Source organism: Methylophaga nitratireducenticrescens (assembly GCF_000260985.4).
Taxonomy (GTDB): domain Bacteria; phylum Pseudomonadota; class Gammaproteobacteria; order Nitrosococcales; family Methylophagaceae; genus Methylophaga; species Methylophaga nitratireducenticrescens.
Map to the genome: position 1 here is coordinate 3043611 of NC_017857.3, position 25550 is coordinate 3069160.

Sequence of the window (25550 nt, forward strand, 5' to 3'; positions counted from 1 at the left end):
TGTTACCTTAATTCGAAGCTTGCAGAGCGTTTGCCAATAACCACTCGATCCCGTCGTCCATAATCCTGAAAAGCTTGGACCTCTGTAAATCCAGATTGCTCAAACAATCGTTGTACTGCGAGAGACTGCTCATAACCATGCTCAACAATCAACCAGCCGTTGGATTTTAACACCAACGCCGATTGACGAACCAGTTGCCGGATATCATCCAGTCCATCCTTGCCGGAGGCCAGCGCTGTAATAGGCTCAAAACGTAAATCACCAAGGGTTAAATGCGGATCATCTGAAGGTATGTAGGGTGGGTTGGACACAATGATATCCAAACTCCCGGGCTGCATAGCTTCCAGCCATCGGCCACGAAAGAAAAGCAACGGCAATTGATTATCCTCAGCATTCTGTTTAGCTATTTTCAATGCATTGAACGAGTAATCCATTGCCAATATCCAGATATCTTTGCGTTCAGATCTAATTGACAACGCAATTGCTCCGCTGCCGGTACCAAGGTCAGCAACACGCATTCCCGGCTGAACTTTTTCCAGTGCCAACGACACCAGTAATTCCGTGTCGGGTCTTGGGATGAGCGTATGCTGATTAACACCAATATCCAATGACCAGAAGCCGCGAGATCCCGTTAAATGGGCAATCGGGATACCTTGTCGACGCTGTTCGATCAATGACACAAATTGTTGCTGCTGTTGGGCGGTTAACTGTTGTTCTGGATAGCCAATCAACCGTGATGGCGAACATTGCAATACATGGCATAACAGGCTGTCACTATCGGATCGCAGCGTTGGACTCGTGACCAGTTGCAATCTTGCCCATTGCAAAGCCTCCTGAAGCGTCATCGTCATGCTAATTCATCAAATCAGAATAAATTGATTTGTAATAGCGCAAAGACACCAACCGCCAGCGCGATCATTAATAATGCATTGGTCATACGCTGTCGCTTAATCAGCTGATTTTGCTGTAATTGCAGTTGTGCCAGTTCCTGCTGCAAGGTTTCGGTCATGGGATCAGCTGCGTCAGGCATTGCGGACAGCTGATCGGCTATTGCTGTTTCAATTCTGGGCTGCAGTGCCGTCAACAGTTGTTGTTCAATCGTTTGCTGCTGACTGGCCAACCAGCGCTCAGTTTGTGCCGTTACTTGCTGTTGCCAGTGATTGGACTGATTCAGGTTTTGCATGACTGTTTCGGCGGCATCAGCGGCTTTTTCCAACAATACTGTCTGCATTTGTTCCGTTTGCGTGTTGAGTTGATGCTGAACCTTTTCCTGCACTGCACCACTTATCTGCTGACTTATCTCCGCAGACAGGCTTGCCGCTAATCCATCCAGTTTTTCATCAATCAACTGCCGTGCGATATTTTCTGCAATCTGCTGGCTACGTTGCTCCGTCTGCTGTTGAGCTTGTTGTAACCAGCCTGGTAATAACTGTTGCTCAACCTCTGCGGTAATTTCCTCTACGGACGGAATGGAAGGAATTTCAACAGGCGATAACGGCTCAGCTACGGATGGTTGTGTTTCTTCTGTGGCCACTGAAGGTGCCGATAAGGCAGCTAAAATCGATTGTAACTGTTGGGCTTCAGGTGGTTTGGACAATAAAGCCAATACACCACTGTCGTGCGCAGACAGTTTATCCGCTTCACTGTCATTACTGGTGCAAAGTACCACCGGAATGGATTGCCACCGAGAATCGTTTTTTATCTGACGGGTTGCGGTCAGACCGTCCATGCCAGGCATCATCAAATCCATAAAAATGATTAACGGCGTTTGTTCACTGGTTTCCAGCCAGGACAGGGCTTCATCAGCACTACCCTGCTCAACTACTGAAAATCCAGAAGATTGCAGCAGTTTGCAAAGCATCATGCGGGCAACACGAGAATCATCAACGACTAATGCAAGTTTGGTGGCCATACCTTCTACCTCTGATGACTTAACTGTAACGGTGTGGATCCAGTTGGATGGTCTTGACGCGTTTACCCAACATGACGATTTCACCACGATAACGTTGTTGCATATCACTGGCAAACTCAAAAAAATAGGTACGCTCTAATTGCACTCTGCCGGTCGCACCTCGTTTGAGACGGATTTTTTGCCAGGCCACGGTATCGTTGAGAAAACTCACCCCCATCGACTGACAATATTGACTGGCAACCTTGCTGGCATGTTCCGCTACTCCCCGGCTGTCCCACCATATCCAGCCTATGACCGCCAGAATCAGTAACACAATGGTACTATCATTCACGCGATATCTCCCCAGCCAGCCTGCACCATCGCTAATGCTGCTGCAGAAGCGGTTTCAGTTCTCAATATTCTCGGCCCTAATGTGATACCAGTGAAACCCGCATCATTTGCCCGTTGTACCTCTGTTTCACTCAGGCCACCTTCGGGGCCAATCAGCAAAGCGATCTGCTGGGCTTTTTTTACACTGGAAAAACTTTTTATCGCCTCTGGATCCAGCACCAGTTTGCAGGCATCGTTCACGTTTCCAAAAGCTGAATCTATCGAAGCGATGGGCAATAACTCAGGCAAATAACTTCTGCCGCTTTGCTCACAGGCACTGATAATCACTCCTTGCCAATGATTTATTCTTTTTTCGGCACGATCCCCGGAAAGTTGCACATTACAACGCTCGGTCACCACCGGCATAATACGTTTCACGCCAAGCTCAACCGCTTTCTGTATGGCGTAATCCATCCGTTCGCCTCTTGAAATACCCTGCATCAACAGAATATCCAATGGAGACTCATTATCTGTGTGTATTTGCTGTTGCAGGCTGACGGTGGCCTGACGCTTATCAACCTGCTCCAGCTGAGCCTGATATTCCAGGCCTTGCCCATCAAATAAATTCAATAAAGCACCAGGCTTCATGCGAAGCACCTGCACGGCATGGCGGAAAACCTCATCTGGCAACTGCATTGGTGAATTGGCAGGCACTAGAGACGCGCAATAAAAACGGGAAACACGCATAAACAAGCTTCAACTGACAAAATGAATCAGCAGTTTACAGACTGCATCACAGAGTTTGAATAATAAACCGTAAATGGCTGATATACTTTTTGCCATGGATACCGACCTCGCCAAACTTCAAAATTGCCTGACTGACACGGTTCAGCAGCATTTAATGCCATTATTCAATACTGTCAGCCGTCAATATAAACATGATGGCAGCGTGGTCACCGTTGCTGACAAATTGATGCAGCAGACCATCACCGAGGTTTTGCAGCGGGATTTTCCGGATATCAAATTACTGGGCGAGGAAATGACTGCCCTTGAACAAGCTGAATTACTCGGCAGTAATGACGCACTTTGGTGCCTCGATCCAATAGACGGAACCAGTAATTTTGCCGCCGGCATGCCCTTCTTTTCCATTTCCCTTGCCCTTATTGAAAAGGGCGAAGTAACGCTTGGATTGGTTTATGACCCGGTAATGAATGAGTGTTTTGCCGCGAAAAAAGGTGCAGGGGCATGGCTTAACGGTCAGCGATTAAAAGCTGAAATTTCCGGACTTGCACTTAATCAGACCCTGGCCATCATAGATTTCAAACGTTTACCCATATCCCTCTCTAAACGACTGGTTGAAGAAAAACCCTATGGTTCACAACGCAGTCTGGGCTCAATTGCCTTGGAGCTTTGTTGGCTGGCTGCGGGACGAGCTCAATTGTATCTGCATGGACGGCAGCAGATTTGGGATTATGCTGCAGCACAGCTGGTTATTCAGGAAGCTGGCGCATTTGCCTGTACTTTGGATAATGAGCCGGTGTTCAGCCGCAACTTAACTCCCCGTTCAACCTGTGCTGCCAGCGATGAAAACCTGTTTGCCGCATGGCGTGATTATCTGCATGTGCCACGCTGTGATGGCTGAATCATTTATAGAGGTTAATTGGCCTGCTCCAAAAAACATTCGTGCAATAACTACCACCCGAAACGGTGGACAGAGCCTGGCACCCTTTGACTCATTGAATTTAGGGGATCATGTTGGTGACAATCCAGATTGTGTAGCTGCCAACCGGCAAAGATTAATTGAAGCGGCCTTGATGCCAGCCGAACCATTATGGTTAAAGCAAACCCATAGTACAGCTGTAATCCACTCCAGCCAGTGGCAACAAAATATTGAAGCCGATGCGATTATCAGCAACTCCATTAATCAGGTGTGTGCAGTGATGACTGCAGATTGTTTGCCACTGTTAATCACCGATAAGTCGGGGTCACAGGTTGCTGCCATTCATGCTGGTTGGCGAGGATTACAAGCCGGAATTATTGAAAACACACTAGCAAGATTTGGCGTTGCCGGTTCCGAAATCCTGGCTTGGATGGGACCGGCGATCGGGCCCAAGGCTTTTGAAGTTGGCCCGGAAGTAAAAGCGGCATTTTTAGCGATAGATCCTGCGGCAGAATCTGCTTTTATCGCATCTCATTCAGATCGTTATTTGGCAGATATTTATATGCTGGCCAGACAACGCCTTTCTGCGCAGGGTGTAACCGCAATTTATGGTGGAGATTTTTGTACCTACAGCGAAAACGAACGTTTTTTCTCGTATCGGCATGAAGGTGTAACCGGACGAATGGCAACACTGATATGGATAGAAGCTGAATAAGGTATGATTTGCGCATTCTTTTTGTCTGTCAGGTGCATATGGACTTATTAATCTGGATTATTATCTTCAGTATTCTTGGCGGAGTGCTGAGTGTTGCTATTGCCTCAAGTTTTCTCTTATTACCCACTCATACCCGTCAACATGCTGTTCCCCATCTGGTGAGCTTTGCCATTGGCGCATTGCTTGGCGCTTCTTTTTTAGGCTTGTTGCCCCATGCGATTGAGCATGAATTTGCGGTGGATCCTCATAATATTGGGCTAACTTTACTGATTGGTTTATTAAGTTTTTTCCTGTTGGAAAAAATGGTGTTATGGCGACATTGCCACAGTCATCACGGTCATGAACATATTCCGGAGCTCGGTGAAGATCATCATAATCATCATCACGACGACTCCAAAAAGGCTGCGGGTGCATTAATTTTGATTGGCGATGCCATTCACAACTTTGTTGATGGTGTTTTGATCGCTGCTGCATTTTTAACCGATGTGCATCTGGGTATTGTGACTGCCCTTGCAATTGCAGCTCATGAGATTCCGCAGGAGTTAGGGGATTTTGTGATTCTGCTGCACAGTGGGTATTCGCGGCGCAAAGCACTTTATTTCAATATGCTTTCCAGTCTGGCAACCGTGGTCGGTGCCGTAGCGGCCTACTTCCTGCTAGCCGATATGCAACATATTCTGCCGTTTATTCTGGTGGTCGCAGCTTCCAGCTTTATTTATATCGCTGTAGCTGATTTGATTCCGGGCCTGCACAATAAAGTGAAACCTTCCGAGACGTTTCAGCAAATCTCATTGATTGCTGCGGGTGTGGTGTTTATTTATCTGGCTCACAGTACGCTGCATTAATAGCGAATGACTGGCACTAAACACGATATTTTGATCATTGGCCCATCATGGGTCGGTGATATGGTGATGGCGCAATCTTTATTTGCTGCGCTTAAGCAACGCTATCCAGACGGCAATATTGATGTGTTGGCGCCAGAATGGACCCGTGCCCTATTGGCACGTATGCCTGAAGTACGGGAAGCGATAAGCATGCCAGTGACCCATGGCGTATTTGGCTGGAAACAAAGGCGCCAGATTGGTCTAAGTTTAAGGCTTAAAAACTATGACCAATCGATCGTTCTGCCCAATTCCTGGAAGTCAGCTCTGATTCCGTGGTTTGCCAATATCCCACAACGCACTGGCTGGTTAGGCGAAATGCGTTATGGTCTGCTCAATGATCCACGTAAACTCAACAAACAAACTTTACCGTTAATGGTGCAGCGATTTGTCTCTCTTGCTCATCCTGCCAGCCAGTCAGATATTGCCCCGGAATATCTGCCACCGAAAATGATTGCAGAGCCAGTTTCCAGCGAATTGAATCCGCTCAAAGCCCCCGAGCAAAAGCGGTTGGTTTTGTGTCCCGGAGCTGAATTTGGGCCGGCCAAACAATGGCCAACAACACATTATGCCGCGCTTGGTGAGCTACTTTCCCAGCAAGGTTGGCAAGTATTGATTATGGGCTCCAAAGCCGATGTGGCTGTGGGAGAACAGATCGTTGCAGGCATAACAGATAAACATAATGTGATAAATCTATGCGGTAAAACCCAATTGGGCGAAGCCATTGATTTGATTGCGACTGCCGATCAGGTCGTCAGTAATGATTCCGGGTTAATGCATATTGCTGCTGCACTTAATAAACCCTTAGTGGCGATTTACGGGCCGACTTCACCTGCCTTTACCCCGCCGCTTTCAGATAACGCCCAACTGGTGCAAATTCCAATTGAGTGCAGCCCTTGTTTTCAGCGAACATGCCCATTAGGTCACCACAAATGTATGCAAGACATCCCATCTGCTAAGATTGCGGAATTATTTCTGCCAAAAAGTGGCTTTTCGCCGTAGTTAAATACGATGCAAAAACATCATTTTTGATAATTTAGTTCGACAAATAATCTGAATCGGTATTGGTGTAATGAAAGTGGTTGAAGGCAAAAATTCAAATATTAATACAGCTCCTTGTATCCTGCAGATTTGCCATTGCTACTATGAGCCGTTCCTTGATTGTGCCCGCCAGTACGCCGTTCTGTTTAAAGACACGCCCTATAAAGTAGTTACAGTGTTTTTATCAGGTGAACCCGATCCCGCAGTTGCCGAAAAAGCCTGCTCGGATGAGGTAATCTTCCTCGGCTATAAAAGTAAACAATTAAGTGGACTTAAACTCGGCATCATCAAAAAAATTCGTCAGCTTGCTAAGCAATATAACTTTGTGGCATGTATTGCTCACCGCGCTAAACCTACATATGTCGCCGCTATGGCGACCAATTTACCCATTTTAAGTATCCGGCATTCTTTTGGTGACTTTGATCGTCCTGGACGTCGTCTATTAGTTAACCTGTTTAAATCAAGGTTAACGTTATTGGCAGTATCCAATGCTGTTCGGGATGAAATAAGAGAAAAGTTGCCTGATTGGCCGCAGGAGCAAATCCAGACGCTTTATAACCGCATCAACGTCGATTTGGTGAAAAGCGAACTATTGACGACACAAGAAGCCAGAGAGAAGCTCCATCTTCCTCTGAATGACTGGATCATCGGCAGTGTTGGTCGTATTCATCCTGACAAGGATCCACAAACCTTAATACGTGGATTTGCCAAAGCCCTTCCTTCTCTTCCAGATAATGCAAAACTTTGTTTTATTGGTAAGGGCAGACTCGAAGCAGAACTTAAAACCTTAGTGCAGGAACTCAATATTAATGACAATGTATTGTTTCTTGGTCCCATCCCAGAAGCCAGACGCTACTTCAAGGCATTTGATGTATTTGCGTTAAGTTCGGATCGCGAACCTTTTGGCATGGTGTTTCTTGAAGCCATGGCAGCAGAACTGCCCATAATCTGCACAGATTGTGGTGGTGGAGCTGAAATCATTGAAGGTGTAGGTGAACTGTTTAAATTCAGAGATATCCAGGCACTGAGCGACGCTTTAATAAATACAGCTAGCGTCGAAAACTCAAAGGCAAACAATCAAGCCATTAACAGCAGACTGGAAACGTATTTTTCCGACTCTGCTGTTAAAACAGCATTTTGGACCAACCCCAGGATTTCGAAATTGCTGAAGGCCTAGTGCAAATCAACTGCTACCTTCGGATTGAAATTCTAGTGAATCATTCCGCACTGACACGTTATTGTTGTGGATTTCATACATTGCGATTACCACCAGCGGCATCCAGAAAATCAGCCATTGTGAATTCATCCGGGTCAATATGCCATGACCAAATGTGATACCTAAAATACAGGTATAGATAAAGACTATCGCGGCAACTTTAACAATAAAAATATCTCGCATTTTCCATGCAGCAGACAACGTTGTCACGATGAGGAGCAGATGCAAAAATAACCCTGCCAGCCCCATTTCAACTAAAGAAGCTATATAGGTACTATGATAGTGATACCAGCCATCAACCTCTTCTACAAGTGACGAAATGGGTACGTTCGAACCACCACCATGTCCAAGAATAAGGTGCTCTGTTGCTCGCTCAATAAAACCGAACCACAAATCTAACCGATAACTCTGACCTCTGGCCATATGCTCCTGAATAAACGGCAGGAAATATAACAGCGCCATCAAGCCTATGATTCCGCTAGTTAAAAGAACACTGACCTTCATTTTTAGTGACTGTTGCGACATTATTACGGTAAATAATGCCAGCAATAGCATTGCAGCAATCGGAGTTCTTGACTGCGTTAGAACAACTGCCCCAACCATTAAGATAAAAACGAGTATTAAAAAACTTCTGAATATTGGTTTTAACTGATTAAACTTGTCTAATAAAATTGCCAGTATGGCTAACGCCATTGCCCCATACATCGCTGCTGCCCAGAGAGGATTCCATAATCTGCCCATTCCAGAAAATCTGGCAGATATTGGTTCTGCATTAACTCCATAAAACAGATAGACATTGATACACAGACTGATAACAGCAGAAATAATTAGAATATTTATTACCGTAGTCAGCCTAGCCGATTGGCTGTTGATAACGTACAAAAAAACCAGAGCAAAGAAAATCAGATACAAAAAAGTTTTGATATCTTTGAATTTTTCAGAAAAGCCAAGATCATTAGACCAGGCAATACTAATGAGGAATAGCAGGGCATAAAGTAGAGCGGAAATGATGACTTTGGACTTTAACAGACTTCTGTAGTTTATTTTCTGGGTGAAAATCAGCCAGAATGCACTCAACACAATAGACAGAATAAAAAATTGATAGTGTTGCTTATTTGTGGGAGATAGAAAATACCCCGCCAGCCAAATATTCATTAAAACAAAAATAGTTTTCTCATAAGCAGGGGCATTTTTTAAGCGATTCAGCATTTTATTAACATCATATTACTTTGAGGCCCTGCTACCTGAAATGAAAGTTAGGTTTCTTTCATTCGTGGGCGAACGGTTCCTAATTAAAATTGCCGTTATAAACCAACGTAAGACACATTAATTTCTAACGAAAACACTTCATTTAAAAGGGGTTATTATCTCATATTATTTATACTATTAGCTTGGCAAAATTAAGCTGACAGAACAAAGAGACGTGAATTGAGACCATATTGATTAAACTGCTTTATGAAATCGATTCTTTCCTCAGCATTTTATAGGTACTTTTTTTGAGACAACCGACAATCGTCATCGTTATCCCCTACTTCGGCCAATGGCCGGAATGGTTCGAACTATACATAGAAAGTTGCAGCCATAACCCTGACATCCAATGGCTTTTCTACACTGACTGCGGTGAGCCGGGTAATCGGTGCTCAAATGTCAGCTATGTCCATATGTCTTTTGATGAATATAAGCGTTTGGTAAGTGATCGTTTAGCCATCACATTTAATCCTTCAAGTCCATATAAACTCTGTGATTTAAAACCTGCTTTGGGATTTATTCATGAAGCCGACATTCAGGATTATGATTTTTTCGCCTTTGGGGATATTGATATTATTTTCGGTCAGATAAGAGACTTTATTACTGACGATTTACTGCAAAAATATGATGTTATCGGTACACATAACCGTCGTTTATCCGGTCATTTCGCCATTTTCCGTAATACCGATCGATATCGCCAAGCGTTTCGCAACATCCCGAATTGGCAGAAATTAATGGAAATGGACGAACACCTCGGATTGGATGAATCTAAATTTTCCAAGCTGTTTGTTCGCCATAAAAATCATCCATTTTGGTTACGTAAGTTGTGGTCCTTCAGTTCACGCTATCAAAGACGAGTTTTATATAAAGAACAATTCAGTACAGTTCTCTCACCAATCGAGTGGTTTGATGGAAGCTCGGATCATCCCCAGCAATGGTTTTGGAAAGATGGTCATCTGACCAATAACAGAGATCAAAGAGAGTTCATGTATTTACACTTCATGAACTGGAAGTCCAATCGCTGGCTGCCTAAAAATCTTCGTGAAGCTCCAGCCGCATGGTCTTCCCTAGATAAGCTGGTTCAAATTGATATTGAACAGGCGCGTCAAAATGGTTTTAAGATCTCCCCACAGGGGTTTACCCCTATTAATCCAGATACTCTAAAAGGTTAAATAGTCTCAACTCTCTCTACGCTTGATATACTGGGCAACATTTTTACGCAACTCGAAGATAACTTATGATCGTTTTAGGCCTTTCCGGCGCGGTAAATCACGACGCCTCAGCTGCTTTGTATATTGATGGAAAACTGGTGGCAGCTGCCGAAGAAGAACGCTTCCTCCGTGACAAACATGCCAAGGGCAAGATGGCTTATGAAGCCACCAGATACTGTCTTGAACAGGCAGGCATTCGACCTGATGAGGTGGATATCGTCGCTTTCCCCTATGCCCAAATCGGTCTGCAATCTCCAGCTCGCTGGCACTATGCCAAACGTCACTGGTACGCACCGGATCGGGCATTAACCGCTTTATTTTCGGGTAATCGCCGTTACTGGCGTAATCACAAAAACGTGATGAAACTGCTGGATGATTTAGGCATTGATTCCAAACGCGTCAAATTTGTCCCGGTTGAACATCACCTGGCCCATGCCAGCAGTGCTTATCATTTGAGTGGTTTTCAGGAGAAAACTGCGATCATCGGCATTGATGGTAAAGGTGAATATGCCACAACATTTTTTGGTTATGGCGAAAACGGCAAAATTCACAAAATCAAAGAATTCTTTGACCCTGATTCCCTCGGCGGCGTTTATGGCGCGATGACCGAGTATCTGGGTTTCGAAATGCTTGATGGCGAATTTAAAGTCATGGGCATGGCACCTTATGGTGACCCCAACCGTTTTGATTTTTCACGTTTGATTCATTGTGAAAATGGCGAGTTTAAGGTCAATACCAAGCTGGTCAATACCGTCGGTTTCCGTCGTTATAAAAAAGATGGCAAAGGTTACTTCTTCAGCCCGGAACTCATTGAATGGCTTGGCCCAATGCGTGAAGGCGATGAAAAGGACGAGCCTTATATTGATTACGCCGCCAGCATTCAGGCGTTGCTGGAAAAATGTGCTTTGCATCTGATTGATTTTTACCTTGGCGATATTATTCGTGAAACGGGTAAAGTCGCTTATGCAGGTGGTGTGGCACTGAACGTCAAACTGAATCAGCGCATTATTGCCATGCCCGGTGTAAAAGAATTGTTCGTACAACCGGCTTCCAGTGATGCCGGTACCGCCATTGGCGCGGCAAGCTATGCATCACAATTGGCTGGTGTGCCAGTCGAGAAAATGGAACATGTCTATCTCGGCCCTTCCTATACCACCCAACAATGTATCGATGCCTGTGAACAATACAGCCAGCCTGTCAGCTGGCAATATCTTGATGATGTCTGTGTCGATACTGCTAAGATTTTAGCCGATGGTAATCCGGTTGCCTGGTTTCAGGGTCGTATGGAGTTTGGACCGCGTGCATTGGGTAATCGAAGTATTTTGGGTTCGCCAAACCATTCCGGTGTTGCGGATCGAATCAACGCACAGATTAAATACCGTGAACGCTGGCGTCCATTCTGCCCAAGTATGCTGGATAAAGTAGCACCAGAAATTTTGCAGACCGAGCATCCAAGCCCATATATGACGTTTACCTTTGATGTGGCGGAAAGCTGGAAATCACGGATTCCGGAAGTCGTTCATGAAGATGGTACTGCCCGTGCTCAGATTGTCACACGAGCGACCAATCCACGTTATTACGAACTGATTGAAGAAATGGAAAAACTCACCGGCAATGCGGTGGTTTTGAATACCTCATTGAATCGTCGTGGTGAACCTATGGTCTGCAGCCCAACGGATGCGTTAAATATGTTCTTCGGTTCGGATCTGCAATATCTGGTGATGGAAGATATTCTGATCACCAAAGTTTAACTATTACACATAATTTTTTTGGTAATTTTTTCAATTTCTTTAATTGAAATAAATGGTCGCCAGATATGTTCGCCACCAAATTTTAATGTAATCATTGGTGAAACAACATTCCCCACCTTATAACCTGGACGCCATACGAAGTTTTTATTTTTACGAGTAATAGTTATGGTGGAAATACCGAGCATTGCAGCAAGGTGCCCTCCTCCCGAATCGTTGCTAATAACAACCTTAGCTGATCGCAGGTACTCTATTAAATCTGCGATTAGCTCAAAACTTTTAACATTTATATTCTCAAATTTAGCTTCTAGCTGTTCTCTTTCATGGGGCATAACAACAATATCCACTTGAAACCCCATCCCAATAAGATTTGTTGCAAGTTTATTAAAGCCTTTAATAGAAAAGTTCTTTTTTGGATTTGGCGTAGTTGGAAAAATCACCACTAAATTTTTAACTTGCTTTGGCTGATGGAAAGTAACTGCAGGTAACAATGAGTCGGCTTTAACACCTAATACCTCCACCCCATACTCATCAACCCAGTCAACCATACTTCTGGTGCTGTTTTTATCCAAACAAAGTGGACGGTTGGTAAAAGTACCTGATGATTGAGAAATTAAGTCTTTATTTGAAAAAGTTTTAGTTGGAAGGCTTTTAGAATAATTCTTTGAAGTGAACAGTAGTATATTTTTCGAAACTCCTAAATCGGCCAAATGATCTTTTACCCACGGCGACAATACGTCCAGAAGGATCAGATCGTATGATGGCATCATGACAGCAGGATTCGTTGGCAATGCGCTCAGCTTAAGCCAAGGGAAATTTAAAGCAGCTGAAGTAATTAAATTTGCAAACAACGTTACTTCGCAACCACTTTTAGTCAGATTTTGTGCTAATCGCAAACAAATGGTCACATCACCAAGAGCAGGGAACGGAACAATTGCTATTCTTTTAACTGATTGCATGTATTGAAATTTTCTTGAATTATTTTGTAAATATATTGGCTTACTGCTTTATAGCTAACATTTCTATCAACTCCGCAGCCCGCTGTGGCATGCTGTACAAATCATGTGTGGCGGCATAATCCAAGGCATTTTGTGACAACTGTTGCAGGCATTGTTTATCGAGCATTTTAGCCAACTGATGTGTAAACGCTGACGTATCTTCCGGCTGGTCGATACATTCACCGCCGTTTGAGTCTTTGACATAATTGGCATAACCGCAGGCAGTGCTGACCATACTGGGCAGGCCAGCCACCATGGCTTCCAGAATCACGGTCCCGGTATTTTCAGAACGTGCCGGGTGTAAAAACACATCGGCCGACAGCAGCCATTTTGCTACATCATCGCGTCCACCCATAAAATGAGTTCGTTCAGCGACATCCAGCCTTTGTGCCAGTTGTTCAAAGGGGTTGGCATTATCTTCACCTACCACATACAAATGTGTTTTATCGCGTAATGCCTGTGGTAAAGCGGCCATGGCTTCGATGGCGAAATCAGCGCCTTTACGTTTAAAACCGGAACCTATCATCAGCAGTAAAAAGTCGTCGTCATTCAAAGACAGATCTTGGCGAAATTGTTGGCGCTGCACTTGCCAGTCATCCGGACGCACTCTCTCAGGATCGATACCAGGTGGTAGATCGACCAGCCTTTCAGGTGGGGTTTGATAATACTGTTCAAACAATTTGCGCTGTACCGATGAGATCATCATCGACACGGTGTGGCTTTGCGGTCCAAATACGGCTTTCTCCCAGGCTTCGTAGAATCTTACCCGTCCAAAAAACTGTTTAATGATATAGCTTGGCTCTTTTCTGACCCGCGCCAGATAACAAGGGTCAGCAGCGTAATACAAATCAAGACCAGGCATTTTGTTAAAACCAATCACCAGATCATAATTACCGGCAGCAATTAATGGCTGCGATTTATTATAAAAATCCCGTACTTTGGCATGATTGGTTAGCCCTGAAACCTTAATCGGAATTTGGTTAAAACCGGGAATGGGATCGCCTTGCCATTCAATGTAATACACATCGATTTCATCCCCGGCATCACGGCGAATTTCCAGAATCCGCCGAAAATCACGCGCCAGGCCGCCATAGGCAAAATATTTATACAGGCATACCGCCAGCTTCATAAATTCGTCCCGTTTAACACTATTTAGTTGCCTTATGCTTTGATCGCTTTGGTTAACAGGTGACGAGTTTCGCCAACCGGCCAATTGCGTAAAAACCGCTGTTGATCCTGTTTATGCAAACGCTTAAATCCGGTTTTGGTGATTTGCTGCATCGCGTCCAAATCAATCAGCCATATTTTTTGCTGATTATCGACCAGCCAATTGGTGGCTTTTAAATCACCATGATAAATATGATGCAGATGTAATTGCTCAAATAAATCACTGATTTGCTGCAGCATCTGCGGTTGCTGAATTTCCGAGTCAGAAAGGTCTGCCAACGAACGACCAGCAATATGCTTGCAAATAAAATAGGCTTTATGCCGCAGCCCGAAAAACCGCTGTTCAACAAAGCCCAGTGGTTGTGGTGTAGCAATACCCAGAAACTCCAGCAGGTTGGCATTGTACCAGGACACATTGGCCCGACTTTTCCGCAGACAACGTCGTAAGAAATGCCAAGGCGTTTTCATGTTATAGCGTTTAATGACCACTTGCTGTCCCGCCAGCTCACTTTTTACAACGGTAGCAGAGTTGCCTTTTTTCAGAGAAATCCCATCCTGCATGGCTTGGTTTAAAACCGTTAACGGCTGATCTGCTAGAGATACAGACAAATTGCCACGCAATGCCGCTTCAAGCATCAGCGATTTTCGATAACGGGTCATGGTGCAGGATCTAAACTGCTTTTTCAGATAATGCGCTTGGCGATAGTCACGGGCTTTTTTGATCTTGCCAAGTAATTGCTGCTCAACCATAGGATCCAGCACCATATTTCTGGCAGCAAAATAAGCAGGTAAACCGTTCAACAACCACTCCTGCTGCTCCAGCGGAAACTGTGCCATCAGCCTTGCCAGATTATTCAGGCAGGTCGTCATTTTCAACGGTTTTTTCGGGCAAACTACGGAAGCCAAATCCAATAGATACAAAGTGTTATTGGAAAACACAAAATTATCCAGATGCGGATCCTGCTGATAGCACTGGTTTTGATGGCAACGACCAAACAAATCAAATAAGACTGTCAACGGAAACGTTTCTTCTGATAAAGCATTCAACGTCACCGCTTTAGGCAAAAAGGCATAGATGATAAAACTGATGCCCTGCTGATCATCAGCATGCTGCAAAATTGGCGCAACGGCGATATCGGCCTGGCTGCAATGTTGATGCGCTTTCAGTTCGCGTTGATATTCCTGCTGGCCTTTGCCTTGCGCAGCAAATAACTTGAGCACAAATTCGCCACTCTCGTTACTGGCATGCAAAACAATCCGCCGTCCGGCCAGAAAACGTAATACCGACAGGATTTGATACTTTGTGCCGCCCAGTTCCAATTCAACTGGAAAACTGGCAGGTAATTCTTTTAGTATACTTTTAGCCGTCAACATCACCATTATTCCGCCAGCAACTTTTGCGCGCGACGTTTCACCTCACGCCATAAATCGGCCTGCTCACTGAGCATCGCACGCAAAGGTAAGCCTGAATAAATCTGCATAAAGCGTAATTTGTCCCGTTTAGTCAAAGGTACTCTGGAAGCCGAAAAATACAGGCTGCCCAAATCTTTTATCTGCCAGCGTTTCGGTGTTTTATGTCTAATAGTCGCACGGTGCAAATCAATCAGATAAACCGGCGCGTTGTCATCAAACGTATTGTGCTCGGCAAAGCGTTCATCCAGCAGAAAGTGACACAGATAAAAATCACGATGATTCATGCCGTTTTTATGCATAGTGCCCGCCATATTGGCCAGCTTGCGGATCAGCGCCTGTTTGGTGGCAAAACTCGGCGGCCGTTGTTGCCACTGCTCGCCAACATATTCCAGGCTCATGGTATTAACCAGATCATCAGTAATCACAAACGAACGTAATGTTGCCGGATTAATCCCCTTATCGCCATATCCTGCCAGCGTCATGGTTTCGATGCCGTGCTTTTCCAGAAAATGAATAGCCTGCCATTCATTGCGAGCACTGATGATCGGCAAACGCATTTGCAGCAGATTTTTGATGATTTCCGCCCAGCCGACACCTTGATGATATTTCAGAAAATACGATCGGTCATTCAGCTCAAAGCGCAAGGTACGGCGGCCTTCCTTATCCCGAAAGATTTCGCCATCGATGTTCGCCAAAATATCAAACACTGGCTTATCGGCCCAGACCTGAGCCAAATCTTGTCGCAAATAACAGGAATTCTTTTTCATTAAGGCCATCTAAAGGCTATGCCAAGCAGTGAGTTGTGCGAACGCGCACAGCGTTTTGTTACACTGTTTGCAGGAAACCACAAATACTACCACCAGAGCCGAAATGAGGTAAGCCGTGTCATTTAAATCCACCTTGCAACGCCACCAGAAGATGATTGAAAGCTTGTTTGATATGGAGCCTCAATTAAATGATTTACTGGCCCTTATCAGCAACTGCGTACTGAATGACAATAAAGTGTTGTTCTTCGGCAATGGCGGCAGCGCTTCAGATGCCCAGCATCTGGCCGCGGAATTTGTGATTCGTTATAAAGAAGACCGCAGACCACTGGCTGCGATTGCGCTGACCACCGATACATCAATTCTGACTGCCCACAGCAATGACTACAGTTTTGAAACTGTATTTGATCGGCAAATTCAGGCGCTGGCCCGACCCGGCGATATCGCGATTGGTTTATCGACTTCCGGTAACAGCGCCAATGTAATTAACGGCATCAATGCCGCCAAAAAAGCCGGTTGCGCAACCATTGCCTTTACCGGCCAAAGCGGCGGACAGCTTAAAGCCATTGCTGATCATTGTGTCTGTGTCGCCGATACCGAAACCGCCCGGGTGCAGGAAGGCCATATCCTGATTGGTCACTGGTTATGTGAAGCACTGGACGAGAAACTCAGCAAAGCATGAGCCAAAACATCATCACCGCAGATGTGGTCATTGTCGGCGCCGGCATTGCCGGTTTGTGGCTGCATAATCGGCTAAGCCAGCTGGGTTATCACTCACTGTTGCTGGAAAACCAGAAAATAGGCCATGCTCAGACACTCAGTGCTCAGGGCATTATCCATGGTGGCAGCAAATATGCGTTAAATGGCATTTTATCCAACGCCGCGCAAACCATCAGCGGTATGCCGGCTCGCTGGAAAGCTTGCCTGCAAGGCAGTGGTGAAATCGATTTATCCAGCGTCAATGTGTTTACCGAACATCAACTGCTCTGGTCCACACAAAGCCTGTCTTCCAAAATGGTGTCGTTTTTTGCCAGCAAGGCACTGCAAAGCCGGATGCAGAATATCCCTAAATCGGAACGCAGCGGCCTCTTTGCCGATGAAGGCTTTAAAGGCACGTTATACCAATTGGACGAACCTGTGCTGGATGTCGGCAGTTTGCTTAAAGTCTTAATCAAACCCTATACCGCGACGATTTTAAAAACGCCTGACAGTACACCGGAATGGATAAAACAGGATGGCCAAATAACTGCAATGCGTTTCGGCTATGAACTTGAAATTCAGGCGCAGCAGTTTGTACTGACTTCCGGCGAAGGCACCGGTGAATTGTTAAAAAGCCTGCAACTGTCACGTCCAAAAATGCAGAAACGGCCATTGCAAATGCTGCTCTGCAAAGCAAAAGATTCGGCTAATCCTTTACCGCAGATTTATGCCCACAGCCTCGGCAGTGGCAGCAAACCGATTGCCACCATCAGCAGCCATCCCGATAAAACCGGTAATATCGTATGGTATCTCGGTGGCAATATTGCAGAAGAAGGTGTAGGCAAAGATCCTGATAGTTTAATAGCGGACGCACGAGTTTTACTTAAACAAATCCTGCCGTGGTTTACCCTGCCGGAACTGGAATGGACTACTCATAACGTCAATCGAGCCGAACCCAAACAAAGCGGTTTTGCACGTCCCGATAGCGCCTATGTCAGCAGTCATAAAAATCTGCATATTGCCTGGCCGACCAAGTTAGCTTTATCACCCGATCTGGCCGATAAAGTTATCGAAGCGCTAGCAATACAAAATATGCAAAAAACAGCCCATCCAGAGCAGCATATTTTGCCTTTGGCACAACTGGCTGAACCACTATGGGATCGGGCATTTAATAAATGAATAAGCTGCCTAAAAAAAATATTCCAGGTACCCAACTGGATGTCTCGGTGCTGGGGCTCGGCACGGTCAAACTGGGACGTGATAAAGGCGTTAAATACCCCGAATCATTCACCATTCCAAATGATGAAGCCGCAATTACCTTACTGCAGCAAGCCTGGGATTTAGGCATCAATCTGATTGATACCGCCCCCGCCTACGGCAACAGCGAACAACGTCTTGGCGAGTTATTACCCCAACTGCCATATGACTGGATTATCTGCTCCAAAGCCGGTGAACAGTTTGATGCCGCTACCGGCGAGTCACATTTTGATTTTTCCCGGGATGCGATTATCAGAAGTGTTGAACAAAGCCTGCAACGCCTCAATCGCGAGATGATTGATATTTTGCTGATTCATTCCGACGGCAACGATGTGCCCATCATCGAACAGCATCGGGCATTGGAAACACTCAACGAGCTAAAACAACAAGGCCTGATTGCTGTCACCGGTATCTCCAGCAAAACCGTCGACGGCGGCCTGCTCGCCCTGCAACAGTCTGACATCGTCATGGTCACCCATAACCTCGCCTATCAGGAAGAACAAATCGTGATAGATACGGCTGAGCAGCTCAATAAAGCCATCTTTATCAAAAAAGCTTTCGCCAGTGGGCATTTGCCTGCTAACTCGACCAAAGACAGCGTAATTGCCAGCTTTGAAATGATCTTTGCCAATCCGGCAGTGGCTAGTGTGGTGGTTGGGACGATTAATCCGGTTCATCTTGCGGATAATGTGGCTAAGGCTATTGCAGCGATTCAAAATAGTTAACCACGGAGGGCACGGAGTTTTTTGGGGTTTAAATATTTATCCGCAGATTTCGCAGATGGGCGCAGATTTAGCGTCGATAAATAATAGGATTACTTTGACAGCTTTAGCTACTTTTACTCTTCAAATTCCCAACCGACTTTTTCAGAATGCAACTTTAAATTAATCGTGAATGATTCACGATTAATTATTTCAGTTATAGTTATTCAAATATTAAAGTTCTAATTTCAATTACTTAAAAAGGATAGAACAGTTTGCTAAATAATTATGATCCATTCACGTTAATAATTATTATGAGGTCGAAGACCTGATTAACAGACTGTTACAACGTCACTGCTTCCGCTTGATATCGCGGTAGAAGTTTTCGTGTGAGCTCAGGGCCATCAGTTCAAGGACAAGAGCACCGTCATCAAAACTATAACCCAGAAGAGTCAGTTGCTTGTTCATTTTGAACTTATGGACTCGCAGAAAGGCCAGATCCCCTTTTTTCTGCTCACCAATGTTGGGGTTGGCCATTAGTTCCTTAACGGCCAAATCAAGGTCTTTTTTCTGGTTGAGCTTGAGCTTCTTTACTGCTTTTTTGAATGTAGGGGTTTGTAATACACTGGTGGCCTTAACCAAAATCGTAGGCCTCCAGCTTTCCGGCGTCCCGCTCTGCCTGTGCGATGATGGCTTGCCTGACAAACTCGTAGGGTAAATCCGGGTTGTCTTCCATCATCTCGCCGATTTTTGCCCAATGCTCTATTTGTTTAGGCGGGGTTCGATTAAGCGCTTTGGCTATAATAGTGGCTTTTTCAATAAGATTTTGATCTAAGCGAATGCTGTTCGTAGCCATTTGTACCTCCTACGTTGAGTTTTTAGATTGTAGCAATATGCCACAATTGAGGCAATTTGTAACAAATCGCTGCTTTTCCGCTGGCGCTACAAAGCAGCCGCAAAGCGCAGCGTTATGGTTCAATTTGCCTCTAGTCAACGTCATACAAATGACCTAATATAAGATCTTTATTTAGGTCATTTATGAGGTTTATATGCGCCAAGTATTAGCAGATTTCTCTGTAAGCATCTCAGAATTAAAGAAAAATCCATCATCATTGCTATCCCAGGCCTGTGGCTCCCCTATTGCTGTCCTGAACCATAACAAGCCTGCTGCATACTTCATACCTGCAGATACGTATGAAGCTATGATGGAAATGATTGAGGATTACGAACTGGGCAAGCTGGTCGAAGAGCGCCATGGTGAGCGCGCAGAAGCCGTCGCGGTGTCACTGGATGACCTATAAGCTGAAATTTGTCCCTTCAGCACTGAAGGAATGGAAGAAGCTGAGCGCTCCTATAAGAAGTCAGTTTAAGAAGAAACTTGAAGAGCGACTTATTAATCCAAGAATACCTTCAGCAAAGCTTGGAGGCTATAGCTCCGTGTACAAAATTAAACTACGATCAGCTGGCTACCGTTTGGTTTACGAAGTGGTAGATGAAGAGCTAGTCATCTATGTCCTTGTCGCTGGTAAACGAAAGAAAGGGAAGGTCTACCAGACATTGAAGGACCGAAAATGAGGCCAGCATCACGCCATTACATGGTCATTATGTGGCAGTTCGTGAAGAGATTTGAATGACGAAAAATTTGACCGAAGCGAAGGAAAAGCTTTTAAGCACCGAGTACCCGCGTTGGCGCAATCTGCTGTCTTGCGCGATTCTCGTGCTTCTCACCACGGGTATGGTTTCGGGGTGGAGGTATGCCTATTACACCGCCTCTGACATAGAGTGTCACAAAGGCATTTTGTATTTCTCAGCTGTGTGGCTGGCTGTGCAATGGGTGGTCATTGGCTCTTTATACCGCTATCAAAATATTCCCGCGTTTGCTCGGAATGCAATCAAGTTGCTGATATTGCTTGGTAATGTATGGTTTGGGCTTTTCGTTTTTTCGCTACAGCCGTGTACTCAGTAGTCCAAGCACATAATATTGGCGTTATGCCTCAGGAAAGTCATGGCTAGAATTCCCACATACATCGCATTGAATCAATTTTATGAGGAACCGGCTCAGGAGGTGAAGGATTACTTGTTACACCTTCCCAATCCGGTTAGTAATGAGTTTCCCTATGACATACCGCTTGCATACGTTTTTCTCAGGTGTGAGCAGGCTCAGAACAGAACTCTGTATAGGGGTATGGTCAAGATTCACCGCGGAAAACGGGATTTTTTCTCGTGTCATGAACTACCAACACTTAACCCGTGATGGGTTCAAGGATATATTCAAAAACGTTTTTGGTTCTCCGCTCAGCAAGGAGACAATTGAAAAACTGGAGGAAGCAAAGAAGACTCGGGATCGCGTTATTCACGGTAAGTCGGTTCCTGATAACGAGCTTCGCGAGGCTATTGCCAATGTCTTGGAATATGCGGAACTGCTGAATAAGTTGATAGCGGCATAATTGTTAAATACAGGGAGAGACCAAGATGCGGTGTGCAATGACAGGACTTCCCATCAGCGATCCATCTGATGGCATTTGGGATGATGGGGAATGGATTAGTTGGCAGTGGATTAATGGCCAATTGCACGAACAAGACCTCAAGGCTGAGTTTCCGAATACTCCCGTTGAATTTAGCAAAGTTTTTGAGGAGTTGGTCTATTACGCTGCTGAGTACCACAGACTCACTGGTCGTTATCTTCAAATTTGGGGAGAGCTCGGTGAGCTTTATGCTGAGATGAAATATGGGATCAAACGTCATCTTCCTGGAATGGCTGGATCAGATGGTCGTATGGGAAACGACTGGATTGAGATCAAAACGATTTCCCCTGAAAAAACTAAAGGTAAAGTATTGGTCAAGAGAGCAGGTAATTTCAACAAGTTACTCGTTGTTAAAATAGACGAGAACTTTCAGTTTGAATCTCGACTGATTGACCGAAAAAAGCTTGGCAAGGGCAAAGGTAAAAACGCCAGCTATTCATGGGACGCAGTCTGAGTAAACCTATAACATTTAACCAGTCCCTAGTTTAGTACGAAGCCGATAGCCGCAGTTAAGCTTCGCGTTATGCGTAAAGGTTGATCTCTGCAGTCTCTCTTAAGTTTTTAAATTTCTCTAAGAAGTCTAACCCTTTTTCTAATGTGTCTGTGGAAAGGCCTTTCGATATGTTGAATTCAATTTCACTTTTAAAGGCATCGAACATATTAAATTTTTCATTCATAATTGGGTCAGTCTCCGTTGCATTGCGTAACTGACCATTTTCGTTTACCAAGATCATACTGTGCAAGAGAAATGGGTTGTCCAATTCTATTGGTTCACCAGCTTGCCTTTGAGCATCCACGATGGCCCGGGCTTCATTCCTGCTCATATTGCTGGGGTCAATAGATTTAGCCAGTTCTCGTATAGAGTTAGAAGAGGATTCTTGTAAGTTTTGCACTTTAGCAAGCGGCAAATTGTTGCCACTTTTATGTAGTTGAGCTATCCCAGTTGCATACGAAACGTTATTAACTTGCATTTTTATCTCCTTGCCAAGAACATTCATAGTGGTAGGGCAGGATTTATGCCAAACATATCTAAAAGTTAAATGCCAAGAGAAAGCATACGAAATCAACATAATTTCTGAATGTGGAAAGTACAGGTATGAGGATCTAAAACAGATTTGGGATAAATCCATTCCATGGGTTTTTTGTTTGTCTCAAGTCATCAACAGCTGATCACAAAGAAAATGACAATACTTCATAATTCTACGTCCATCTGCGTAATCCGCGGATAAATTGCTTTTATCTATCCTGACACAGGTGGCATGGTCTGTTTGTGTCATTAAAAATCATGTATCCGGAAGCGGATATCCCCTGCGTTCAATTGTCTCTGGTTAATAGTCTCGACCCTGAGCTGCATACCACCTGCGGATAAATTGCTTTTATCTACCCTGACACTGGTGGCATGGTCTGTTTGTGTCATTAAAAATCATGTATCCAGAAGCAGATATCCCCAGCGTTCAATTGTCTTTGGTCAACAGTCTCGACCCTGAGCTGCATATCAAGATGGGACAGGCTCTACAAACTTTGGGGGATCAATCATTGCTGCTGATAGGTTCCGGGTTTTTATTTCACAATATGCGGGCTTTTTTCACAGCTGAGACAGATGAAGCAAAAACCATGAATGAGTCATTCGAAGACTGGTTACTTGAAAAGTGTTGTGATGAAAAGCTGACTGAAACGGAAAGAGAACAAAGGTTTATCAATTGGCAGTCGGCACCTTTTGCACGCTATTGCCACCCAAGAAAAGAACACTTGCTTTCCCTTCACGTCTGTTATGGATTTGCTGCAACGGTTTGTTCAAAATCATTTGAATTACAGGTGCGCAATAAAAAAGCGCGCATGTATCTTTGGGAATGATATTAAAAAGTAGAATTAAACACCCGTAATGGCAAAGTCTAATGCGGATATAATTTCATCACGAAAATGATTTAAAGAACCGATTGGATCTTTTAAAAGTTTTGATGGGATGGAAGCGATTTGCGGGGTGAGTAATAGAAGCTTTTCTCCATCATATTCTATTACTGGAGTTAAATTAATCATCACCTCGTTCTTGAAACTGTTCAGTCTTCCGAGCGGAATAACAATTCTGGTGGAAATTTCAGAGATAACGGGACTTTGAATATCAACCAGATAAGGAAATGCATTACGGGTGGTTTTGCTTGGGTTTTGGTAAACGTCAAATTGTGCCATTAAAACTCCCTGAATTCATCACCGAAACAACCATGTTCCTCTACAAACTCATTGTAAGCTTGTATGGCATTTTTATTTTCTTCAGCCCACTTTTCTGAATTTAACTTGGCCAATTTATCGGTAAGTGCTTGTTCAAGCGTGGCCGAAAGATTAATGTTCATTGCCTTACTTTTTTTCAATAGATCACTGTTAACACTAAGATTTGTTGGTTTTTTTGGCGCTTCAAGGTCGAATAGAGATTGCATACTTTAATTCTCCTAATACACGCCCTCATTATGCGCATAAATGTGCGCATTGAAAAGAAAATGATCCTTAGTCATATCGATTCAGTGGCTATTAAATCTAATATTTCTCCGTGCCCTCTGTGTCTCTGTGGTTTATTTAGCTTTTTGAATAATCTGCGTCCATCTGCGTAATCTGCGGATAAAGTGCTTTATCTATCCTGATGGATCTTATTCACTATCGCCGTGGTAGAGCAGTTTTCGGTTAACCCCATGACTCTGACTTCGCCGCCGTAACCTTCGACGATTTCCCAGCCAACCACGCCTTTTTTATCGTAGTCGCCACCTTTAACCAGGATATCCGGCTGGATTTCTCTGAGCAGGTCTTCAGGGGTATCGCCTTCAAACACGGTAACCCAATCCACATCGGCCAAGCCTGCCAGCACAATCTGACGGCGATCAGCGGTGTTGATCGGACGGCCTTTGCCTTTGAGTTTGGTGACAGATTCATCAGAATTGATGGCGACAATCAATCTATCGCCCTGAGCTCGAGCCTGATGCAGATAGCTGACATGACCGGCATGCAGGATATCGAAACAGCCATTGGTAAAGACGATTTTTTCGCCACGCTTTTTGGCTTGGTCGACGGCAATTTTTAATTGCTCAACCGTGACCGCACCGGCAAAGGAATGATCACTTTGACGGGTTCCCTGATGGCGTTGGTATTCGGCAAACAGTTCCGGTTCACTGACGGTTGATGTGCCCAACTTGCTGACCACAATACTGGCGGCGACATTGGCTAAGGTCACGGCTTGTTGCAAAGATTGTCCGGCTGCCAGTGCCGCCGCCAACGTGGCAATCACGGTGTCCCCTGCTCCGGTGACATCCGCGACCTCTTTGGCAATGGCCGGTAAATGGAACTCGGTGTTATCGTTGGTGATCAACGACATGCCTTGTTCACTGCGAGTGATCAATACGGCTTTAATGTCAAAGTCGGCAATCAGTTTTTTGGCTTTTTCAATCAGATCGGCTTCTGATTGAATTTCGCCCGCTACCGCTTCAAATTCAGTGAGATTGGGGGTGATTAAATCCGCGCCACGGTATTTACTGAAATCATTACCTTTCGGATCCACCAGCACGTTCATCGCATTGGCTTTGGCTAGTGCAATCCACTGCTGTGGATCGTGCAGCGTTCCCTTATCGTAGTCCGACAGAACCATCACCCCACCATTGACCAGTAATGGTGTGACTTTGTCAGCCATACCGACACCGCTTTCGACCGTAAAGCGGCTTTCAAAATCCATCCGTAGCAGCTGCTGATGGGCACTGATAATGCGGGATTTAATAATAGTCGGATGTTGTGAAGTTTGATGAAACGCACATTCAATGCTGACAGAATTCAGTCGCTCTTCTAGCACCTGAGCGGCTTCGTCCTGACCGGTAATGCCGGACAGGCTGCATTTGGCACCGAGAGAAGCAATATTCATCGCTACGTTGGCAGCACCTCCCGGAATATCTTCCAAACGTTCAATATTGACCACCGGCACCGGCGCTTCGGGTGAAATGCGTTTGGTTTTGCCAAAATAAAAGCGATCCAGCATCAAATCACCAACTACTACAACATTGGCCTGCCGAAAATCCGGGAATGCGTTTTTCATAACGTTTAAATTATTGATT

At 44.8% G+C, this 25550-nt stretch carries 31 protein-coding genes; 16 read left to right on the forward strand and 15 right to left on the reverse strand.

What is annotated here, in order from left to right:
- Positions 1-2 precede the first annotated feature (2 nt).
- Genes prmC through Q7A_RS14630 form a run of 4 tightly spaced genes read right to left on the reverse strand, consistent with a single transcriptional unit; the run spans position 3 to position 2968 of the window.
- Positions 3-851 (reverse strand): peptide chain release factor N(5)-glutamine methyltransferase, encoded by an 849-nt coding sequence (gene prmC, locus Q7A_RS14615; protein WP_014707613.1) that lies wholly within the window; start codon positions 849-851, stop codon positions 3-5.
- Between the two features lie 14 nt (positions 852-865).
- On the reverse strand, positions 866-1912 hold the full coding sequence (locus Q7A_RS14620) for a response regulator (RefSeq protein WP_014707614.1): 1047 nt from the start codon (positions 1910-1912) through the stop codon (positions 866-868).
- A gap of 19 nt (positions 1913-1931) precedes the next feature.
- Positions 1932-2243, reverse strand: coding sequence for a DUF3301 domain-containing protein (locus tag Q7A_RS14625; protein ID WP_014707615.1), 312 nt, complete (start codon positions 2241-2243; stop codon positions 1932-1934).
- Positions 2240-2968: a 16S rRNA (uracil(1498)-N(3))-methyltransferase gene (locus Q7A_RS14630; protein WP_014707616.1), complete on the reverse strand. Its 729-nt coding sequence runs from the start codon at positions 2966-2968 to the stop codon at positions 2240-2242. The genes Q7A_RS14625 and Q7A_RS14630 overlap by 4 nt, the downstream gene beginning before the upstream one ends.
- A 73-nt stretch (positions 2969-3041) precedes the next feature.
- Here Q7A_RS14630 and Q7A_RS14635 point away from each other — a divergent pair, with 73 nt between their 5' ends.
- The 5 genes from Q7A_RS14635 to Q7A_RS14655 all read left to right on the forward strand — a co-directional run bounded on the left by Q7A_RS14635 (position 3042) and on the right by Q7A_RS14655 (position 7695).
- On the forward strand, positions 3042-3863 hold the full coding sequence (locus Q7A_RS14635; protein WP_014707617.1) for an inositol monophosphatase family protein: 822 nt from the start codon (positions 3042-3044) through the stop codon (positions 3861-3863).
- A complete protein-coding gene (pgeF, locus tag Q7A_RS14640; RefSeq protein WP_041354611.1) occupies positions 3856-4596 on the forward strand; it encodes a peptidoglycan editing factor PgeF in 741 nt (246 codons plus the stop codon). The genes Q7A_RS14635 and pgeF overlap by 8 nt, the downstream gene beginning before the upstream one ends.
- 38 nt (positions 4597-4634) lie before the next feature.
- Entirely contained in the window at positions 4635-5441 is an 807-nt protein-coding gene (locus Q7A_RS14645; protein ID WP_014707619.1) for a ZIP family metal transporter, read from the forward strand.
- A gap of 6 nt (positions 5442-5447) precedes the next feature.
- Positions 5448-6479 (forward strand): lipopolysaccharide heptosyltransferase II, encoded by a 1032-nt coding sequence (gene waaF, locus Q7A_RS14650; protein WP_014707620.1) that lies wholly within the window; start codon positions 5448-5450, stop codon positions 6477-6479.
- Positions 6480-6549: 70 nt separating this feature from the next.
- Positions 6550-7695, forward strand: a complete 1146-nt coding sequence (locus tag Q7A_RS14655) for a glycosyltransferase (RefSeq protein ID WP_014707621.1) — start codon at positions 6550-6552, stop codon at positions 7693-7695.
- 6 nt (positions 7696-7701) lie between these two features.
- On the opposite strand, the gene Q7A_RS14660 is transcribed toward Q7A_RS14655, so the two are convergent.
- Positions 7702-8943, reverse strand: coding sequence for an O-antigen ligase family protein (locus Q7A_RS14660; protein WP_014707622.1), 1242 nt, complete (start codon positions 8941-8943; stop codon positions 7702-7704).
- A 287-nt stretch (positions 8944-9230) separates the two neighbouring features.
- Here Q7A_RS14660 and Q7A_RS14665 point away from each other — a divergent pair, with 287 nt between their 5' ends.
- Positions 9231-10154 carry a DUF6625 family protein gene (locus Q7A_RS14665; RefSeq protein WP_014707623.1) on the forward strand — a complete coding sequence of 308 codons (924 nt, stop codon included), beginning with the start codon at positions 9231-9233 and terminating at the stop codon, positions 10152-10154.
- Positions 10155-10219: 65 nt separating this feature from the next.
- Entirely contained in the window at positions 10220-11944 is a 1725-nt protein-coding gene (locus Q7A_RS14670) for a carbamoyltransferase family protein (protein WP_014707624.1), read from the forward strand.
- On the opposite strand, the gene Q7A_RS14675 is transcribed toward Q7A_RS14670, so the two are convergent.
- Genes Q7A_RS14675 through rfaP form a run of 4 tightly spaced genes read right to left on the reverse strand, consistent with a single transcriptional unit; the run spans position 11941 to position 16286 of the window.
- A complete protein-coding gene (locus tag Q7A_RS14675; RefSeq protein WP_014707625.1) occupies positions 11941-12900 on the reverse strand; it encodes a glycosyltransferase family 9 protein in 960 nt (319 codons plus the stop codon). The two genes, Q7A_RS14670 and Q7A_RS14675, sit on opposite strands and share 4 nt — an antisense overlap.
- 40 nt (positions 12901-12940) lie before the next feature.
- Positions 12941-14068, reverse strand: a complete 1128-nt coding sequence (locus Q7A_RS14680) for a glycosyltransferase family 4 protein (protein ID WP_014707626.1) — start codon at positions 14066-14068, stop codon at positions 12941-12943.
- A gap of 32 nt (positions 14069-14100) precedes the next feature.
- A complete protein-coding gene (locus Q7A_RS14685) occupies positions 14101-15480 on the reverse strand; it encodes a lipopolysaccharide kinase InaA family protein (protein ID WP_014707627.1) in 1380 nt (459 codons plus the stop codon).
- Positions 15481-15485: 5 nt separating this feature from the next.
- Complete coding sequence (gene rfaP, locus Q7A_RS14690; RefSeq protein WP_041355216.1) at positions 15486-16286, reverse strand: lipopolysaccharide core heptose(I) kinase RfaP; 801 nt, start codon at positions 16284-16286, stop codon at positions 15486-15488.
- Between the two features lie 115 nt (positions 16287-16401).
- Here rfaP and Q7A_RS14695 point away from each other — a divergent pair, with 115 nt between their 5' ends.
- Genes Q7A_RS14695 through Q7A_RS14705 form a run of 3 tightly spaced genes read left to right on the forward strand, consistent with a single transcriptional unit; the run spans position 16402 to position 18964 of the window.
- Positions 16402-16965 carry a D-sedoheptulose-7-phosphate isomerase gene (locus Q7A_RS14695; protein WP_014707629.1) on the forward strand — a complete coding sequence of 188 codons (564 nt, stop codon included), beginning with the start codon at positions 16402-16404 and terminating at the stop codon, positions 16963-16965.
- On the forward strand, positions 16962-18161 hold the full coding sequence (locus tag Q7A_RS14700) for an FAD-dependent oxidoreductase (RefSeq protein WP_014707630.1): 1200 nt from the start codon (positions 16962-16964) through the stop codon (positions 18159-18161). The genes Q7A_RS14695 and Q7A_RS14700 overlap by 4 nt, the downstream gene beginning before the upstream one ends.
- A complete protein-coding gene (locus tag Q7A_RS14705; RefSeq protein WP_014707631.1) occupies positions 18158-18964 on the forward strand; it encodes an aldo/keto reductase in 807 nt (268 codons plus the stop codon). Before Q7A_RS14700 ends, Q7A_RS14705 begins: the two co-directional genes overlap by 4 nt.
- 327 nt (positions 18965-19291) lie before the next feature.
- Here Q7A_RS14705 and Q7A_RS14710 read toward each other — a convergent pair whose 3' ends face one another.
- The gene (locus Q7A_RS14710; protein WP_014707632.1) at positions 19292-19582 is read right to left on the reverse strand and encodes a type II toxin-antitoxin system RelE/ParE family toxin; all 291 of its coding nucleotides are present in this window, start codon (positions 19580-19582) and stop codon (positions 19292-19294) included.
- Complete coding sequence (locus Q7A_RS14715) at positions 19575-19796, reverse strand: TA system antitoxin ParD family protein (protein WP_007113097.1); 222 nt, start codon at positions 19794-19796, stop codon at positions 19575-19577. Before Q7A_RS14715 ends, Q7A_RS14710 begins: the two co-directional genes overlap by 8 nt.
- Before the next feature lie 193 nt (positions 19797-19989).
- On the opposite strand from Q7A_RS14715, the gene Q7A_RS14720 reads away from it, so the two are divergent.
- The 5 genes from Q7A_RS14720 (at position 19990) to Q7A_RS14740 (ending at position 21919) form a co-directional block, all read left to right on the forward strand.
- On the forward strand, positions 19990-20241 hold the full coding sequence (locus Q7A_RS14720) for a type II toxin-antitoxin system Phd/YefM family antitoxin (RefSeq protein ID WP_041354617.1): 252 nt from the start codon (positions 19990-19992) through the stop codon (positions 20239-20241).
- On the forward strand, positions 20231-20515 hold the full coding sequence (locus tag Q7A_RS14725) for a type II toxin-antitoxin system RelE family toxin (protein WP_041354619.1): 285 nt from the start codon (positions 20231-20233) through the stop codon (positions 20513-20515). The genes Q7A_RS14720 and Q7A_RS14725 overlap by 11 nt, the downstream gene beginning before the upstream one ends.
- A 55-nt stretch (positions 20516-20570) precedes the next feature.
- Positions 20571-20906: a hypothetical protein gene (locus tag Q7A_RS14730; RefSeq protein ID WP_041354621.1), complete on the forward strand. Its 336-nt coding sequence runs from the start codon at positions 20571-20573 to the stop codon at positions 20904-20906.
- A gap of 262 nt (positions 20907-21168) precedes the next feature.
- Entirely contained in the window at positions 21169-21387 is a 219-nt protein-coding gene (locus tag Q7A_RS15150; RefSeq protein ID WP_014707634.1) for a hypothetical protein, read from the forward strand.
- A gap of 37 nt (positions 21388-21424) precedes the next feature.
- A complete protein-coding gene (locus tag Q7A_RS14740; protein ID WP_041355218.1) occupies positions 21425-21919 on the forward strand; it encodes a hypothetical protein in 495 nt (164 codons plus the stop codon).
- A 67-nt stretch (positions 21920-21986) separates the two neighbouring features.
- Here Q7A_RS14740 and Q7A_RS14745 read toward each other — a convergent pair whose 3' ends face one another.
- Positions 21987-22436, reverse strand: a complete 450-nt coding sequence (locus tag Q7A_RS14745) for a hypothetical protein (protein WP_041354623.1) — start codon at positions 22434-22436, stop codon at positions 21987-21989.
- Positions 22437-22875: 439 nt separating this feature from the next.
- Here Q7A_RS14745 and Q7A_RS14750 point away from each other — a divergent pair, with 439 nt between their 5' ends.
- Positions 22876-23319, forward strand: a complete 444-nt coding sequence (locus Q7A_RS14750) for a DODA-type extradiol aromatic ring-opening family dioxygenase (RefSeq protein WP_202971540.1) — start codon at positions 22876-22878, stop codon at positions 23317-23319.
- A 15-nt stretch (positions 23320-23334) separates the two neighbouring features.
- Here Q7A_RS14750 and Q7A_RS14755 read toward each other — a convergent pair whose 3' ends face one another.
- The 3 genes from Q7A_RS14755 to hldE all read right to left on the reverse strand — a co-directional run bounded on the left by Q7A_RS14755 (position 23335) and on the right by hldE (position 25531).
- On the reverse strand, positions 23335-23652 hold the full coding sequence (locus Q7A_RS14755) for a CcdB family protein (RefSeq protein ID WP_014707638.1): 318 nt from the start codon (positions 23650-23652) through the stop codon (positions 23335-23337).
- Positions 23652-23897: a type II toxin-antitoxin system CcdA family antitoxin gene (locus Q7A_RS14760; RefSeq protein WP_014707639.1), complete on the reverse strand. Its 246-nt coding sequence runs from the start codon at positions 23895-23897 to the stop codon at positions 23652-23654. Before Q7A_RS14760 ends, Q7A_RS14755 begins: the two co-directional genes overlap by 1 nt.
- 188 nt (positions 23898-24085) lie before the next feature.
- Complete coding sequence (gene hldE / locus Q7A_RS14765) at positions 24086-25531, reverse strand: bifunctional D-glycero-beta-D-manno-heptose-7-phosphate kinase/D-glycero-beta-D-manno-heptose 1-phosphate adenylyltransferase HldE (protein WP_014707640.1); 1446 nt, start codon at positions 25529-25531, stop codon at positions 24086-24088.
- Between the last annotated feature and the right edge of the window lie 19 nt (positions 25532-25550).

Coding starts and splice junctions, on each gene's coding strand:
- prmC (WP_014707613.1), bottom strand. CDS start 851: ATGACGATGACGCTTCAGGAGGCTTTGCAATGGGCAAGATTGCAACTG.
- Q7A_RS14620 (WP_014707614.1), bottom strand. CDS start 1,912: ATGGCCACCAAACTTGCATTAGTCGTTGATGATTCTCGTGTTGCCCGC.
- Q7A_RS14630 (WP_014707616.1), bottom strand. CDS start 2,968: ATGCGTGTTTCCCGTTTTTATTGCGCGTCTCTAGTGCCTGCCAATTCA.
- Q7A_RS14635 (WP_014707617.1), top strand. CDS start 3,042: ATGGCTGATATACTTTTTGCCATGGATACCGACCTCGCCAAACTTCAA.
- pgeF (WP_041354611.1), top strand. CDS start 3,856: ATGGCTGAATCATTTATAGAGGTTAATTGGCCTGCTCCAAAAAACATT.
- Q7A_RS14645 (WP_014707619.1), top strand. CDS start 4,635: ATGGACTTATTAATCTGGATTATTATCTTCAGTATTCTTGGCGGAGTG.
- waaF (WP_014707620.1), top strand. CDS start 5,448: ATGACTGGCACTAAACACGATATTTTGATCATTGGCCCATCATGGGTC.
- Q7A_RS14655 (WP_014707621.1), top strand. CDS start 6,550: ATGAAAGTGGTTGAAGGCAAAAATTCAAATATTAATACAGCTCCTTGT.
- Q7A_RS14660 (WP_014707622.1), bottom strand. CDS start 8,943: ATGCTGAATCGCTTAAAAAATGCCCCTGCTTATGAGAAAACTATTTTT.
- Q7A_RS14670 (WP_014707624.1), top strand. CDS start 10,220: ATGATCGTTTTAGGCCTTTCCGGCGCGGTAAATCACGACGCCTCAGCT.
- Q7A_RS14675 (WP_014707625.1), bottom strand. CDS start 12,900: ATGCAATCAGTTAAAAGAATAGCAATTGTTCCGTTCCCTGCTCTTGGT.
- Q7A_RS14680 (WP_014707626.1), bottom strand. CDS start 14,068: ATGAAGCTGGCGGTATGCCTGTATAAATATTTTGCCTATGGCGGCCTG.
- Q7A_RS14685 (WP_014707627.1), bottom strand. CDS start 15,480: ATGTTGACGGCTAAAAGTATACTAAAAGAATTACCTGCCAGTTTTCCA.
- rfaP (WP_041355216.1), bottom strand. CDS start 16,286: ATGAAAAAGAATTCCTGTTATTTGCGACAAGATTTGGCTCAGGTCTGG.
- Q7A_RS14700 (WP_014707630.1), top strand. CDS start 16,962: ATGAGCCAAAACATCATCACCGCAGATGTGGTCATTGTCGGCGCCGGC.
- Q7A_RS14705 (WP_014707631.1), top strand. CDS start 18,158: ATGAATAAGCTGCCTAAAAAAAATATTCCAGGTACCCAACTGGATGTC.
- Q7A_RS14715 (WP_007113097.1), bottom strand. CDS start 19,796: ATGGCTACGAACAGCATTCGCTTAGATCAAAATCTTATTGAAAAAGCC.
- Q7A_RS14720 (WP_041354617.1), top strand. CDS start 19,990: ATGCGCCAAGTATTAGCAGATTTCTCTGTAAGCATCTCAGAATTAAAG.
- Q7A_RS14725 (WP_041354619.1), top strand. CDS start 20,231: ATGACCTATAAGCTGAAATTTGTCCCTTCAGCACTGAAGGAATGGAAG.
- Q7A_RS14730 (WP_041354621.1), top strand. CDS start 20,571: ATGACGAAAAATTTGACCGAAGCGAAGGAAAAGCTTTTAAGCACCGAG.
- Q7A_RS15150 (WP_014707634.1), top strand. CDS start 21,169: ATGAACTACCAACACTTAACCCGTGATGGGTTCAAGGATATATTCAAA.
- Q7A_RS14740 (WP_041355218.1), top strand. CDS start 21,425: ATGACAGGACTTCCCATCAGCGATCCATCTGATGGCATTTGGGATGAT.
- Q7A_RS14745 (WP_041354623.1), bottom strand. CDS start 22,436: ATGCAAGTTAATAACGTTTCGTATGCAACTGGGATAGCTCAACTACAT.
- Q7A_RS14755 (WP_014707638.1), bottom strand. CDS start 23,652: ATGGCACAATTTGACGTTTACCAAAACCCAAGCAAAACCACCCGTAAT.
- Q7A_RS14760 (WP_014707639.1), bottom strand. CDS start 23,897: ATGCAATCTCTATTCGACCTTGAAGCGCCAAAAAAACCAACAAATCTT.
- hldE (WP_014707640.1), bottom strand. CDS start 25,531: ATGAAAAACGCATTCCCGGATTTTCGGCAGGCCAATGTTGTAGTAGTT.